Genomic DNA, 14,283 nt, shown 5'->3' on the forward strand with positions numbered 1-14,283 from the left:
TTTTGCCTGGCGGGAAGTGTCAGGACGCTTCCGCGACCGCTTGTGGCGTTGCCTCCGGCGGAAGCTCACCCATGTCGCGCAGGGTCTGGGCTACCCAGTTCTCAGCGCGCTGATTGAGCTCAGCGATGGCGCGCGGGCCCTCCCCTTCGGCGTACATCGCCGGGCCGATCACGACCTGGATGGTGCCAGGGTATTTTGCCCAGCCATTCTTCGGCCAGCAGTGCCCAGCGTTGTGGGCAATAGGCAGCACCGGGAGCTTGGCGTTTACCGCGAGCGCTGCGCCGCCGCGGGAGAACTTGCCGATCTGCCCCGTGGGGATGCGAGTGCCTTCCGGAAAGATCAGCACCCAGGCACCCTGCTTGAGGCGCTCGTCGCCTTTCTTGGCGAGCTGCTTGAGTGCTGCCTTGGGCTGGCTGCGGTCGATCGCGATCGGCTTGAGAAGGGCCATCGCCCAGCCGAAGAACGGAACGAACAGCAGTTCGCGCTTTAGCACCTGGGCCAGCGGCTCGAAGTAGCCAGTCAGGAAGAAGGTCTCCCAGGTGCTCTGGTGCTTGGAGAGGATGACGCAGGGTTGATCCGGTATGTTCTCCACGCCCTTGAGTTCGTAACGCACGCCGACCATCACGCCAGCCAGCCAGACGGCGAACTTGCACCAGGCCTGGGCGACAAAACGATAGCGTGCGCGGAATGGCAGGAAGGGCGCGATGAGCAGGCTGAGGGTGCCCCAGACGAACGCGCTGGACGACAGCAGCAGGTAGAAGAGAACGGTTCTGATGGCCTGCACTATCGACATGGGAGATGGATCCTCAGGAAAGTAGGTGGTCGGCAACTGCCGCCAGATCGTCGAATACCAGCGTGCTCTCGGGCACTGGTTTGGCCAGGGTACGCTCGCCTTTGCCGGTCTTCACCAGAACTGGCTGAGAATCGACGGCCAGTGCGGCGTCCAGGTCACCCCGGCTGTCACCCACGAACCAGACACCTTTCAGATCTGCGCCGTAGTGCTGGGCAATCTGTCGCAGCATACCGGGTTTCGGCTTGCGGCAGTCGCAACCCTCGTCGGGGCCATGCGGGCAGAAGACGATGATGCCGAGTTGACCGCCCTGCTCCATCACCAGTTCGCGCAAGCGCTGGTGCATGCCCTCCAGGGTCGCCAGGTCGTAATAGCCACGGGCGATGCCCGACTGATTGGTGGCGACAGCGACGGTCCAGCCGGCTTTGCTCAGGCGGGCAATGGCGGAGATCGCGCTGGGAATCGGAATCCATTCGGCGAGTGATTTGATGTAGTCGTCGGAGTCCTGGTTGATGACGCCGTCGCGGTCGAGGATCAGTAGCTTCATGCTTCGATAAGTCACAGGCTTCATAAGTCGGAAATGAAAAAGCCGGGAGTCCGTTACGGCGAACCGTTGCGAACTCCCGGCTTTCAGGCGGACATCAACCCAGCAGCGAGATGTCGGCGACGCCGAGGAACAGCCCGCGCAGCTTGGCCAGCAGCGCGTAGCGGTTGGCCTTCACGGCGTTGTCGTCCGCATTGACCAGCACTTCCTCGAAGAACGCATCGACCGGTGCGCGCAGGGCCGCCAGGCGAGCCAGGGCAGCGCGATAGTCGCGAGCTGCGGCCAACGGAGCCACTTCGTCTTCGGCAGTCGCCACGGCGCTGCCAAGGGCCTTCTCGGCGGCCTCGGTGAATAGACTGGCGTTGACGCCGGCAGGCACCTCGCCTTCCGCCTTGGCCAGGATGTTCGACACGCGCTTGTTGGCGGCGGCCAGGGCTGCGGCTTCTGGCAGCTGGCGGAACGCCTGAACGGCCTGCACGCGCTGGTCGAAGTCCAGCGGAGCGGTCGGCTTGAGCGCGCGCACGGCCTGGTACACGGCAACGTCCACGCCTTCGTCCTCGTAGCGAGCGCGCAGGCGGTCGAAGACGAAGTCCTGTACTTGCTCGGACAGACCCTCGGCCTTCACTTTGTCGCCGTACTGGGCTACGGCAACGCCGATGGCGTCGACCAGGTCCAGGTCCAGCTGCTTCTCGATGAGGATGCGCAGCACGCCCAGGGCGGCACGGCGCAGGGCGTACGGATCCTTGCTGCCGGTGGGCAGCATGCCGATGCCGAAGATGCCGACCAGAGTGTCGAGCTTGTCGGCCACCGCGACCGCGGCACCGGTCAGGGTACCCGGCAGTTCGGCGCCGGCGCCACGCGGCATGTACTGCTCGTTCAGCGCCAGGGCGACATCCTTGGCTTCGCCGCCGGCGGTGGCGTAGTAGTAACCGGCGATGCCTTGCATCTCCGGGAACTCGCCGACCATCTCGGTGGCCAGGTCGCACTTGGAGAGGATGCCGGCGCGGGCGGCGTTGGTCGCGTCACCACCGATGCGCTCGGCGATGTACGCGGACAGCTTGGAGACGCGCTCGGCCTTCTCGTACACGGTGCCGAGCTGGGCCTGGAACACCACGTTCTTCAGGCGGGCGTTGAAGGCTTCCAGCGGCTGTTTCTGGTCTTGCTTGAAGAAGAACTCGGCGTCGGTCAGGCGCGGGCGTACGACCTTCTCGTTGCCGGAAACGATATTCTCCGGCGCCTTGCTCTCGACGTTGGCCACGGTGATGAAGCGCGGCAGCAGCTTGCCGTTGGCGTCCAGCAGGCAGAAGTACTTCTGGTTGTCCTGCATGGTGGTGATCAGGGCTTCCTGCGGCACGGCGAGGAAGCGCTCCTCGAAGGAGCACACCAGCGGCACCGGCCACTCGACCAACGCGGTCACTTCGTCCAGCAGGTCGGCCGGGACGATGGCGCTGCCCTTCTGCTCGGCGGCGAGCTCGGCAACGCGCTTGGAGATAATCTCGCGGCGCTCGGCGAAGTCGGCCAGCACGTGGGCGCTGCGCAGGTCTTCCAGGTAGTTGGCCGGAGCGGAGATGCGCACGTTGGCCGGATTGTGGAAGCGGTGGCCACGGGATTCGCGGCCGGCTTTCTTGGTCAGGATCTCGCAGTCGACGACGTCATCGCCGAACAGCATCACCAGCCACTGGGTCGGACGCACGAATTCTTCGCGACGGGCAGCCCAGCGCATGCGCTTGGGAATTGGCAGCTCGTTCAGCGAGGTTTCGACGATGCTTGGCAACAGGCCAACGGCGGGCTGGCCGGCGATGGTCTGGCTGAACTTCAGCTTCGGGCCGCTCTTGTCGATCAGCTCCAGGTCCACGCCGCACTTCTTGGCGAAGCCCAGGGCGGCCTGGGTCGGGTTGCCGCTGGCGTCGAAGGCAGCCTGCACCGGCGGGCCGTCGAGGTTCACGGTACGGTCCGGCTGCTGCACGGCGAGTTGGTCGATCTGCACGGCCAGGCGGCGCGGCGCGGCGTAGCAGCGGGCGGCGGCGTAGGTCAGGCCGGCGGCCTTCAGGCCCTTCTCGATGCCGGCCAGGAAGGCTTCACCGAGGCTCTTCAGCGCCTTGGGTGGCAGCTCTTCGGTGCCCAGTTCGACGAGGAAATCCTTCGCGCTCATTATTCGGCCTCCTTCAGCTTGGCCAGTACTTCGTCACGCAATTCGGGGGTGGCCATCGGGAAGCCGAGGCGGGCGCGGGCCTGCAGGTAGCTCTGCGCCACGGCGCGGGCCAGGGTGCGCACGCGCAGGATGTAGCGCTGACGCTCGGTCACCGAGATGGCGCGGCGGGCGTCCAGCAGGTTGAAGGTGTGCGAGGCCTTGAGGACCATCTCGTAGGTCGGCAGCGGCAGCTGCAGCTCGATCAGGCGGTTGGCTTCGCTTTCGTAGAAGTCGAACAGCTCGAAGAGTTTCTCGACGTTGGCGTGCTCGAAGTTGTAGGTCGACTGTTCCACTTCGTTCTGGTGGAACACGTCGCCGTAGGTGACCTTGCCGAACGGGCCGTCGGCCCACACCAGGTCGTACACCGAGTCGACGCCCTGGATGTACATGGCCAGACGTTCCAGGCCGTAGGTGATCTCGCCGGTGACGGGGTAGCACTCGATACCACCCACTTGCTGGAAGTAGGTGAACTGGGTGACTTCCATGCCGTTCAGCCAGATTTCCCAGCCCAGGCCCCAGGCGCCGAGGGTCGGCGATTCCCAGTTGTCCTCGACGAAACGGATGTCGTGCACCAGCGGGTCGATGCCGATGGCTTGCAGCGAGCCCAGGTACAGCTCCTGGAAGTTCTCCGGGTTGGGCTTCAGGACCACCTGGAACTGGTAGTAGTGCTGCAGGCGGTTGGGGTTCTCGCCGTAGCGGCCGTCGGTGGGACGGCGGCTGGGTTGCACGTACGCCGCGTTCCAGGTTTCCGGGCCCACGGCGCGGAGGAAGGTGGCGGTGTGGAAGGTGCCGGCGCCTACTTCCATGTCGTAGGGCTGCAGCACCACACAGCCCTGATCGGCCCAGTATTTTTGCAGGGCGAGGATCAGGTCCTGGAAGGTGGGCACGGCGGGCGTAGTCTGGCTCACGAATTTCACCTGTGCTGGATATGCGACTAAAACTCGGCAGTATACCCCAAGACGCTTGCAGCTTGGGCTTCACAGCGCTTTTTGCGCGACCGTTTGCACCTTGCCCGCGAGGTGAAAAGTCAGGCTGATGACTGTATTTTTGTACAGCATTCTGTCTATAGTCAGGGCTTCCCTGAGCCCAAGGTTGATTGCCATGCCCCGCTGCTTCTGGTGTAACGACGACCCGCTGTACATCGCCTACCACGATGCCGAATGGGGAGTGCCCCAGCGCGATCCGCGGGCATTGTTCGAGATGCTCATCCTCGAAGGCGCGCAGGCAGGACTTTCGTGGATCACCGTGCTCAAGAAGCGCGAGCGCTACCGCGAGGTGTTGTTCGGCTTCGATCCCGAGCGCCTGGCGCGCATGAGCGACGAGGAGATCGAGGAACGCATGCAGGATCCGGGCATCATCCGCAACTTCGCCAAGCTCAAGGCGGCGCGGCAGAACGCCCGGGCCTGGCTGGAGCTGGAAGACCCGGTGACGTTCCTCTGGTCCTTCGTCGGCGGTAAGCCGAAGGTCAATCACTTCAGCGAACGCGGGCAGGTGCCGGCGGTGACGCCGGAGGCCGAGGCCATGAGCAAGGCGTTGCGCAAGGCCGGTTTCAATTTCGTTGGCCCGACCATCTGCTACGCCTTCATGCAGGCCACCGGCATGGTGATGGACCACACCACCGACTGCGACCGTTACACCCAGCTGACCCGCGCCTAAGGCAGCGGGCTGGCCAGGGTGACGGCCAGCCAAGGCCCTTTGGAGCGCCCGGAAAGCGCCGACCAGTACCAGGCCGAGGTATCGGAGAAGGACTGGCCGGCAGCGTCCTGGATGTAGTCGCAGACCTGCAACTTCACGCCGTCGCGCGTGACGACGAAGCAGCGCTGCAAACCTTCCGCTCCCACGCGCTTGCGCAGTTGCGTCTGCTCGACGCGGTAGCCGATGGCGCGGAAGCAATCTTCCGCCGGGTGCAGCTTGCGCGTCGGCCGCAGCACCTGGCGCAGCACGATACTGCGCTGGCCATCGGTGAAGCGGCCGAGCTGGCCGGGGAAGTCTTCGGCAAAGCGTTGCTCCACCGGAGAAAGAGCGAGCGGCCGCAACAGGCGACCTTCGAACTGCGCCGGCCATTCGTGAGGTGCGCTCACGTTTGCGGAGGCGGAACCCGGCGCCAACAGCGGCCAGACCATCGCCAGCAGCAATGTGCCCAGGAAAGTTTCCTGGACGCTTGCCGGTGCCGTGGAGCATGCCGACTCGCCCAGCGCAGGCGCGTCGAATGAACGCCGCCCGATTACCCGCAGGATCATTCCGCACACCGCCGCGAACACCAGCAAGCCGACGCCTTCGTGCGCCCAGCCGGGAAACCCACTCGCCCCGCTTTCGCCCCACACCAGCAGCGTGTTGCGCAGGATATTGCCGCCCAACACCAGCATGCCCACCAGCGGCAACCGGCGCAGCAACAGCAGGTCCGGCAGCCGCAGCCAGGCCGCCAGCGCGCAGGCGGTGAAGTAGCCGACCCAGGCCATCTGGATGCCCGAGCAGGGCGCATCAACCATGATCCACTGGCCATCGACCAACAGCGCACTACCCTGCCGCTCCACCAACCAAGGCCCCAGCCGCAGCAGCCATGAGCTGACCTCGGCGGTGATCACCCGCAGCGGATAGCCGACGAAGAATTGCAGCGACGACAGCAGCGGCAGCGACAGGAAACCCAGGCCGAGCCAGGCCAACCAGGGCTGCTCCGGAGCGCGCAGGCTGAGGATCACCAGCAACAGCGCCAGCACCGAGATCATCCCGCGCAACAGCGGCGGCAGCAGCGACTGGCTGAGCGCCGCCACCAGCAGCAAGCCCGCCGCGAGCGCCAGCCATTTCAGGCGTGGCTGCGCCCGCAGGCCGGAGCGGTCGCGCCAGAGCAACAGCCCCAGCGCTACCAGGGCAATGATTCCCAGCGGATCATCCGAGCCATCGCCCAGCCGACGCGCTGCCCACAGCCAACTCGGCCACGCCGACAGCACTGCGAGCAGCAGCCAACTCCAGCCGGGCAGGTGGCGCGTCATGCCACCTTCCTCCGCCACCACCACGCGCCGAGTGCCGCGAGCAGCAACATCGCCCACACACCGGGTTCGGGTGTGCCCGGCACCGTGCTGCCGATGGCGCTGTTGTTCACGCCGTGGGGCAACGGCAGGGGTTGATCGACGGACTGGCTCGCTTGCGGATCGGGGTTGCGTACTTGCTGGTCGACGGCGATGAACGAGGTGTAGGGCGTGAGCAGCTGGTACTTCAGGCCGAGGTCGAGAATCTGCGAGCTGAACTCGAAGCCGCCATCGAGGGCTTCCTGGTCCATCAGGCTGGCCAGCCGTTTGCGCGCCCAGAGGTGGGCGAGCGCGTCGCCGTTTTCACCGAGACTGGTTGCGCTGATCGGCAGGCGTGCCTGGAACGGACCATTCGCCGCATGGGCGTCGATGCGCAGTTCACCGCGGGGCTCGCCCTTCCATTTGCCGAACAGCACCAGCGGGCGGTTAGCGAAGAGGTCGGGCAGTTGCTGGGGTTCGACGTCGTAGACCTCCAGCCCTTCGAAGCTCGCGCGAATACCTTGCAGCAGCGGACTGTCGATCATGCGGCGCAAGCGTTCGGCCTGCTCGCTGGCCGAGCGCTGATCGGTGACGATGAAGGGCTCGCCCTGCCCCGCCCGCGCCAGGCCTTCGATCAGGCTGCGGTTCACCGAGGTTCCGATGCCGAAGGCAAACAGGTTGGCCTTGCCCAGGTTCTCGCGCACCAGTTGGTAGGCGCTGCTTTCCACACTGACGAAGCCGTCGGTGATCACCACGAAGCTGCGCGAACGCTCCGGGTCGGTGGGCATTGCCAGTGCTTCGCGCAGGGCCGGCATTAGCTCGGTGCCGCCGGCGCCCTGTTCGCCATCGAGCATGTCGGTGGCGCGGCGGATGTTGGCCGGCGTGGCGGCGAGGGAGGTGTCGGCGAGCTTGCGGTTGTCGCCGGAGAACAACAGCAGGTTGAAGGTGTCGCTAGGCCGCAGGCGGCCGATCAGGTCGCGCAGCAGGGCTTTGGTGGTGTCCAGTGGGAAGCCGTTCATGGAGCCGGACACGTCGACGATGAACACATAGTCCCGCGGCACGATGAGCTTGGCATCCGGCGCGCGCGGCGGCGTGACCATGGCGAGGAAGAAGTTCTCCTGCGCACCGCGCGACAGCAGCAGACCGCTTTGCACCTGATCGCCGCCCAGGCGGTAGTCGAGGATGAAGTCGCGGTTGTTGCCGGCAGCCTCGTCGGCGGCGAGGTGGAGAGTGGCGCGCTGGCCGTTACGCTGGATGTCGATGTGGTGCGAAGGCGAAGCGATCTCGCCGATCTGCACTGGCGCGAGCAATTCCATTTGCAGGGCGAATTGCGTGGCTGAGGCCTGGCCCTGTTGCAGGTAGGGCGTCGACATCCACGGTTGGTTGCCGCTGCCGGAAGTGCCCTTGCCGTTGTAGCGTGGGCCGACCACGGTGGGGAACACGAACTGGTAGCGCCCGTCCGTTGGCACCAGTAGTTCGCTGTAGCGCAGCTCCACCTGCACCACGTCGCCGGGCAGGATGTTGGCGACCTGCATCTGGAACACGTTCTCGCGTTCCTGCTCCAGCAACGCGGCGGTCTTGCCCTCGCTCTTGGCCTGTTGGTACTCGGCCTGGGCCTTCTGCTTCTCGCGGATCTGCGCCTGGATCACCCGTTCGCCCAGGCGCACGGTCATCCCGTGGACGGCAGCGCGGGTCGAGGCGGGGAAGACGTAGCGCGCTTCCAGCGGCGTCGCGCCCTGGTTGCGGTATTCCTGGGTCACCGTCACCTCGGCGATGTTGCCGAGCACGCGGGCATCCACGCGGGTCGCCTTGAGCGGCAGCGCATCGACGGATGCGTCGGCGCTCTCGACGAAGAAGTAAGGGCTGGCGTTGTTTTCATTACTGGCGTTTTCGTCGGCGGCCAGCGCCGTCAGGCTGGCGCTCATCGCCAGCAGCAGGCAGCACAGCCGTGCAAGGAAGGTTCGGGTACGCATCGCGGGCCTCCGGGCCTGTGGATCGGATGGCCGCAGGTTGCGCGCGCGGTGTGGGCACAGCGTGTTCGCTCTGTGCTGATTGTGTGGAGGCGAGGTGGAGGCTGCCGGCGATGCCCGAAATGCCGGCGCGAGCGGCTACAATGGCCGCCATCTGCTTGAAGGAGTTTTCCGTGGAGAAATTCAAGGGCGCACTGGTGGTGGGCTTCCTGCGGTTGTTCGCCATGCTGCCGTGGCGCGCGGTGGGCGCATTGGGCGCGGGCATTGGCTGGCTGATGTGGAAGCTGCCCAACCGCTCCCGCGAGATCGTGCAGATCAACCTGTCGCACTGCTTCCCCGAGCTGTCCGAAGCCGAGCTGGAAAAGCTCGTCGGCCGAAGCCTGATGGACATCGGCCGCACGCTGACCGAGAGCGCCTGCGCCTGGATGTGGTCGCCGCAGAAGTCGCTGCAGTACATCCGCGAAGTGGAAGGCATGGAAGTGCTGGAAGAAGCGCTGGCCTCCGGTGACGGCCTGGTTGGCATCACCAGCCACCTGGGCAACTGGGAAGTACTCAACCACTTCTACTGCTCCTACGCCAAGCCGATCATCTTCTACCGCCCGCCTAAGCTGAAGGCGGTGGACGACCTGCTGAAGAAACAGCGCGTGCAACTGGGCAACCGCGTCGCGCCGTCCACGCCCGAAGGCATCAAGAGCGTGATCAAGGAAGTGAAGAATGGCGGCTGCGTCGGCATTCCCTGCGACCCGGAACCGGACCTCGGCTCGGGCCTGTTCGTGCCCTACCTGGGCACCACCGCGCTGACCAGCAAGTTCGTGCCGTCCCTGCTCTCGCGCGGCAAGGCGCGTGGGGTGTTCTTCCACGCCGTGCGCCTGCCCGATGGCAGCGGCTACAAGGTGATCCTCGAAGCCGCGCCGGCGGACATGTACGACAAGGACATGGAAGTGTCGGTGGCTGCGCTCAGCCGCGAGCTGGCCAAGTACGTTCGTGCGTATCCGAGCCAGTACATGTGGACCATGAAGCGCTTCAAGAAGCGGCCCGAAGGTGAGGCGAAGTGGTACTGAGCTGCCGGATGATTCAGTACACACCGGAGACACCCTCTCCCCAGCCCTGTCCCTGAAGGGAGAGGGAGCCGTTCGGCGCGATGCGCTGTAACGCGGAGGGTACCGGTCGGCACCAGACTGTCCACGGACTCCGAACAGTCCCCTCTCCCTTCAGGGGGGAAGCCTAGTCAGAGGGTTAGGGATAGGGCATGGCGCCCGCTCACAAGCCAGGAAGAACCAGCATGCTCGGCCTGCCGACCACCGCCACCGCGCCGTTCTGTCCCTCGGAAGTCAAAGGCAGCATCCAGGTCGCGGCCAGCGCGCCACTGTGGAAGCGCATCCTGCAGTTCGCCGGTCCCGGCCTGCTGGTCTCCATCGGCTACATGGATCCGGGCAACTGGGCCACCGCCATCGAAGCCGGCTCGGGCTTCGGCTACCAATTGCTGTTCGTGGTGCTGCTTTCCAGTCTTGCCGGTATGGTCCTGCAGTGCCTGGCAATGCGCCTGGGGATCGTCACCGGTCAGGACCTGGCGCAGCTCTCGCGCAGTCGCTACAGCCTGGGCGGCGCGCGCCTGCAATGGTTGCTGGCGGAGCTGTCGATCGTCGCCACGGACCTCGCCGAAGTGCTCGGCTGCGCCCTCGCCTTCCACCTGTTGCTGGGCGTCGACCTGGTCACCGGCGTCATCCTCACCGCCTTCGACACGCTCATCGTGCTCGGCCTCAAAGGGCAGCGCTTCCGCCACCTGGAAGCGATCATGCTCGGCCTGATCATCACCATCAGCGGTTGCTACCTGGTCGAGCTGATCCTCATCAAGCCGCACTGGCCGGACGTTGCCGCCGGCTTCCTGCCCAGCTGGGACGCCATCAGCCAACGAGAGGCGCTGTACCTGGCCATCGGCATCCTTGGCGCCACGGTGATGCCGCACAACCTCTACCTGCACTCCTCCATCGTGCAGACGCGCCAGGTCAGTGGCAGCAATGGCAAGGCCGCGGCGATCCGCCTGACGCGCATCGACACCGTGGTCTCGCTGAGCCTCGCGCTGCTGATCAACGCCGCCATCCTGATCCTCGCCGCCGCAGCCTTCCACGAGACCGGCCACACCGGCGTCACCGAAATCCAGGACGCCTACCGCCTGCTCGAACCGCTGGTGGGCACCGGGCTGGCGGCGATCCTTTTCGGCGTTGCGCTGCTCGCCTCGGGGCAGAGCTCCACCTTCACCGGCACCATCGCCGGGCAGGTGATCATGGAAGGCTTCCTGCAGATGAAGATCCCCTGCTGGCAGCGCCGCCTGATCACCCGCGCGCTGGCACTGATCCCGGCGCTGATCGGCGTGCTGATGCTGGGCGACAAGGCGATCGGCAAGCTGCTGGTGCTGAGCCAGGTGGTGCTCAGCCTGCAACTGCCCTTCGCACTATGGCCGCTGATCCGCTTCACCAGCGACCGCGCGCTGATGGGCGAGTTCGTCAACAGCCTGCTCACCCGCGTGCTGGCGTGGGGCTTGTTCTGCGTCATCAGCGCCGCCAATCTCTGGCTGCTGCTGCAACTGCTGGCTTGACCTGACCCATGGGTTTGAGGCCCATTAATGCGCTGACATTCAGGACGGATGCCATCCATGGCCAACCAACGGCAATACCCGCGTACCCCGATGAAGTGCAGGATCAAGATCAGCCATCCCGACTTCGGAGACGTGTTCGGCCATACGCGCGACCTGTCCGACGGTGGCGTCTACGTTCGCCATGAAGTGCTCGCCGCATTGCCCGCCGGTACACGAGTCACCGGTCAGGTACAGGACATGCCTTTCGATGCGCCGATCCTGGAAATGGAAGTGATGCGTACCGACGCTGAAGGCGCCGGCTTCCGCTTCGTCGGTAACGCCTGACCTCCTGCGTTCGCTGTGAATCGCATCGGATGCACCGGGTCGGCAACGTGTTGGGGTTAGAGCGTAGGAGCGGACTCCGTCCGCGATAGATCTGCGTCGCGCCGGACGCCATCGCGGACGGAGTCCGACGAAATTTCATACGGCGGTGCTGAACAAAAAACGCTCAACAAAACCTGACTTTCAGGTCCGGATCGTATACAATGCGCGCCGCTCGGCATGGTGCCGGGCATGGGTTCCCTCACCCCATCGACGAAAAAGGCCCAAGCATGTCGGCATCCCTTCCGGCGGCACGGCGCGGCGCACTCGCCGGCCTGGTCGCGTTCCACATCCTGATCATCATCGCCAGCAACTACCTGGTGCAGCTGCCAATGACCCTCTTTGGCTGGCACACCACCTGGGGCGCGTTCAGTTTCCCGTTCATCTTCCTGGCCACCGACCTCACCGTCCGCCTGCTCGGCAAGCGCCCGGCACGGCTGGTCATCGCGCGGGTGATGATTCCGGCGCTGCTGGCTTCCTACGTCATTTCGGTGATCTTCCAGGAAGGCGCCTTCAGAGGCTTTGCATCGCTGGGCGAATTCAACACCTTCGTGGCGCGGATTTCCCTGGCCAGCTTCCTGGCCTACGTGTTCGGCCAGATCCTCGACATCCAGGTCTTCGACCGCCTGCGCCGCATGCGCCAGTGGTGGATCGCCCCGGTGGTCTCGACCCTGTTCGGCAACCTGCTGGACACCTTCACCTTCTTCTCCATCGCCTTCTGGCACAGCGACAACGCCTTCATGGCCGAGCACTGGGTGGAGATCGCCTGGGTCGACTACGGCGTGAAGCTGGCGGTGATGCTGATGTTGTTCGTGCCGCTCTACGGCATGCTGCTCAGCGCCATCACCCGTAACCTGCGCCGGCAACCCTCGGTGGCCTGAGGCCGCAAGAAGAGCATCGGCACTGAGCTGCCGGCCATGAAAAAGGGCGCCTAGGCGCCCTTTGTCTTGTCCAGCTTGCGCAGGAACACGGTCATCTCCTTCTCCGCCTGCTTGTCGCCGTGGGCCTGCGCTGCGGCCAGCCCGTCGGTCCAGGCCGTGCGTGCGCCGTCCAGGTCACCCTGCGCCTGCAGCGCCTTGCCCAGCAGCTTCCAGGCGGCGGAGTACTTCGGGTCCTGCTCCACGCAACGCCGCAGGTGCTCGGCGGCTTTCGCGCCGTCACCAGCGTCCAGGTAGCCCTTGCCCAGGCCGAAGCGCAGCAGCGAATTGTCCACGCCCTTGGCGAGCATCTTTTCCAGCGAGTCGATCATGGCAAGGCCCTTCGTCAACGAGGCCGTCATTCTGCCTCAAGTGGGCCGCCTCACGTGCGCCAAAAGGCGGGCGTAAGCAGGATCAGCAGGGAGAACACTTCCAACCGTCCCAGCACCATCGCCAGGCTCAGCACCAGCTTGGCGCTGTCCGGCAGGCTGCCGTAGTGCACCGCCGCCTCGCCCAGCGCCGGACCGAGGTTGTTCAGGCAGGAGGCGAGTGTGGAGAACGCGGTGAGCTGGTCCACGCCCAGGGCCAGGAGCACCAGCATCAGGGTCACGAAGGTCAGCAGGTAGATGGAGAAGAACGCCCACACCGATTCCACCACGCGGTCGGACACAGTGCGTCGACCGAGCTTCACCAGGAACACCCCGTTGGGATGCAGCAGGCGGAGGAATTCGCGCATGCCCTGCCGGTACACCAGCAGCATGCGCATCACCTTCATGCCGCCGCCGGTGGAGCCGGCGCAGGCGCCGATGAAGGTGCTGTAGAGCAGCAGGTACGGCAGCAGGGTCGGCCAGGTGCTGAAGTCGGCGAGGCCGAAGCCGGTGGTGGTCGCCACCGAGATCACCATGAACGCCGCGTAGCGGATCGACTGCAACGGTGATTCGTAGTGGTGCTTGAGGATCAGCGTCGTCGCGGTGATCAGGAAGAGCACCAGCAGGATACCCAGGTACGCCCGGCATTCCGGGTCTTTCAGGTAGTGGCTGACCTTGCGCTGGCGCCAGGCGAGAAAGTGCAGGCTGAAGTTGATCCCGGAAATCACCAGGAAGGCCATGCAGATCAGTTCGATCAGCGGGCTGTCGAAGTAGCCGATGCTGGCGTCATGAGTGGAGAAGCCGCCGATGGCGATGGTGGAAAAGCTGTGACCGACCGCGTCGAACAGGTTCATGCCCGCCGCCCAGTAGGCCAGCGCGCAGGCGGCGGTCAGGCCGCAATAGAGAAACCACAGCGTCTTGGCGGTATCGGCAATGCGCGGCGAGAGCTTGTGGTCCTTCAGCGGGCCGGGCATCTCCGCGCGGTACAGCTGCATGCCGCCGATGCCGAGCATCGGCATCACCGCTACCGCCAGCACCACGATGCCCATGCCGCCCAGCCATTGCAGTTGCTGGCGGTAGTAGAGGATGGCGTGAGGTAGCGCATCGAGGCCGGTGAGCACAGTGGCCCCGGTGGTGGAGAGGCCGGAGAAGGATTCGAACAGTGCATTGACCACGCCCATGTGCGGCGCATCCGACAGGGCGAAGGGCAGAGCGCCGAAGGACCCCAGCACGGTCCAGAACAGCGCGGTGACCAGGTAGCCATCGCGGATGCGCAGGTCCTGCTTGTGCTGGCGGCACGGCCACCAGATGGCGAAGCCGGTCAGCAGCGTGACCAGGAACGACAGCGCGAACGGCTGCCACGAGCGCTCGGCGTAGTGGAGGTCCACGAACAGGGGAGGCAGGTGCGTGGCGCTGAACAGCATCAGCAGCACGCCGAGGATTCGACCGATGGGGAAATAGCGCATGACCGGAAGCAGGCAGGCTGGAACAGGTCGCGCAGGGTGACAAGGTAGGCAGATTAGCGCAGTAGGACCCTTCTGA

General features: G+C 65.2%; 14 protein-coding genes. 5 read left to right on the top strand and 9 right to left on the bottom strand.

What is annotated here, in order from left to right; genetic code table 11:
• Positions 1–19 precede the first annotated feature (19 nt).
• The 5 genes from JVX91_RS05430 to JVX91_RS29095 form a co-directional block, all read right to left on the bottom strand.
• Positions 20–793 (bottom strand): lysophospholipid acyltransferase family protein, encoded by a 774-nt coding sequence (locus JVX91_RS05430; protein WP_205338342.1) that lies wholly within the window; start codon positions 791–793, stop codon positions 20–22.
• Between the two features lie 13 nt (positions 794–806).
• Positions 807–1,337, bottom strand: a complete 531-nt coding sequence (gene gmhB, locus JVX91_RS05435) for a D-glycero-beta-D-manno-heptose 1,7-bisphosphate 7-phosphatase (protein ID WP_205338343.1) — start codon at positions 1,335–1,337, stop codon at positions 807–809.
• A 94-nt stretch (positions 1,338–1,431) separates the two neighbouring features.
• On the bottom strand, positions 1,432–3,486 hold the full coding sequence (gene glyS, locus JVX91_RS05440) for a glycine--tRNA ligase subunit beta (RefSeq protein ID WP_205338344.1): 2,055 nt from the start codon (positions 3,484–3,486) through the stop codon (positions 1,432–1,434).
• Positions 3,486–4,433, bottom strand: coding sequence for a glycine--tRNA ligase subunit alpha (glyQ, locus tag JVX91_RS05445; RefSeq protein WP_015474809.1), 948 nt, complete (start codon positions 4,431–4,433; stop codon positions 3,486–3,488). The genes glyS and glyQ overlap by 1 nt, the downstream gene beginning before the upstream one ends.
• Positions 4,434–4,502: 69 nt before the next feature.
• Positions 4,503–4,628 (bottom strand): hypothetical protein, encoded by a 126-nt coding sequence (locus JVX91_RS29095; RefSeq protein WP_275892380.1) that lies wholly within the window; start codon positions 4,626–4,628, stop codon positions 4,503–4,505.
• Between JVX91_RS29095 and JVX91_RS05450 the strand changes: the two genes are divergently transcribed.
• Entirely contained in the window at positions 4,627–5,181 is a 555-nt protein-coding gene (locus JVX91_RS05450) for a DNA-3-methyladenine glycosylase I (RefSeq protein ID WP_205338345.1), read from the top strand. The two genes, JVX91_RS29095 and JVX91_RS05450, sit on opposite strands and share 2 nt — an antisense overlap.
• Here the strand turns inward: JVX91_RS05450 and xrtQ are convergent.
• Together xrtQ and JVX91_RS05460 are read right to left on the bottom strand one after the other, a co-directional pair.
• Positions 5,178–6,515 (bottom strand): exosortase Q, encoded by a 1,338-nt coding sequence (gene xrtQ, locus JVX91_RS05455; protein ID WP_205338346.1) that lies wholly within the window; start codon positions 6,513–6,515, stop codon positions 5,178–5,180. The genes JVX91_RS05450 and xrtQ overlap by 4 nt on opposite strands.
• Positions 6,512–8,503, bottom strand: a complete 1,992-nt coding sequence (locus JVX91_RS05460) for a VIT domain-containing protein (RefSeq protein ID WP_205338347.1) — start codon at positions 8,501–8,503, stop codon at positions 6,512–6,514. The genes xrtQ and JVX91_RS05460 overlap by 4 nt, the downstream gene beginning before the upstream one ends.
• A gap of 170 nt (positions 8,504–8,673) precedes the next feature.
• Between JVX91_RS05460 and JVX91_RS05465 the strand changes: the two genes are divergently transcribed.
• The 4 genes from JVX91_RS05465 to JVX91_RS05480 all read left to right on the top strand — a co-directional run bounded on the left by JVX91_RS05465 (position 8,674) and on the right by JVX91_RS05480 (position 12,337).
• Positions 8,674–9,561 carry a lysophospholipid acyltransferase gene (locus JVX91_RS05465; protein WP_205338348.1) on the top strand — a complete coding sequence of 296 codons (888 nt, stop codon included), beginning with the start codon at positions 8,674–8,676 and terminating at the stop codon, positions 9,559–9,561.
• Between the two features lie 221 nt (positions 9,562–9,782).
• The gene (locus tag JVX91_RS05470) at positions 9,783–11,096 is read left to right on the top strand and encodes an Nramp family divalent metal transporter (protein WP_205338349.1); all 1,314 of its coding nucleotides are present in this window, start codon (positions 9,783–9,785) and stop codon (positions 11,094–11,096) included.
• 57 nt (positions 11,097–11,153) lie between these two features.
• Positions 11,154–11,420, top strand: a complete 267-nt coding sequence (locus JVX91_RS05475; protein ID WP_169935315.1) for a PilZ domain-containing protein — start codon at positions 11,154–11,156, stop codon at positions 11,418–11,420.
• A gap of 266 nt (positions 11,421–11,686) precedes the next feature.
• Complete coding sequence (locus JVX91_RS05480; protein ID WP_205338350.1) at positions 11,687–12,337, top strand: 7-cyano-7-deazaguanine/7-aminomethyl-7-deazaguanine transporter; 651 nt, start codon at positions 11,687–11,689, stop codon at positions 12,335–12,337.
• 50 nt (positions 12,338–12,387) lie between these two features.
• Here the strand turns inward: JVX91_RS05480 and JVX91_RS05485 are convergent, their stop codons facing one another.
• Complete coding sequence (locus JVX91_RS05485) at positions 12,388–12,705, bottom strand: tetratricopeptide repeat protein (protein ID WP_205338351.1); 318 nt, start codon at positions 12,703–12,705, stop codon at positions 12,388–12,390.
• Between the two features lie 50 nt (positions 12,706–12,755).
• Positions 12,756–14,207 (bottom strand): TrkH family potassium uptake protein, encoded by a 1,452-nt coding sequence (locus tag JVX91_RS05490; protein WP_205338352.1) that lies wholly within the window; start codon positions 14,205–14,207, stop codon positions 12,756–12,758.
• Between the last annotated feature and the right edge of the window lie 76 nt (positions 14,208–14,283).

The sequence above is a fragment of the Pseudomonas sp. PDNC002 genome, from assembly GCF_016919445.1.
Taxonomy (GTDB): Bacteria; Pseudomonadota; Gammaproteobacteria; order Pseudomonadales; family Pseudomonadaceae; genus Pseudomonas.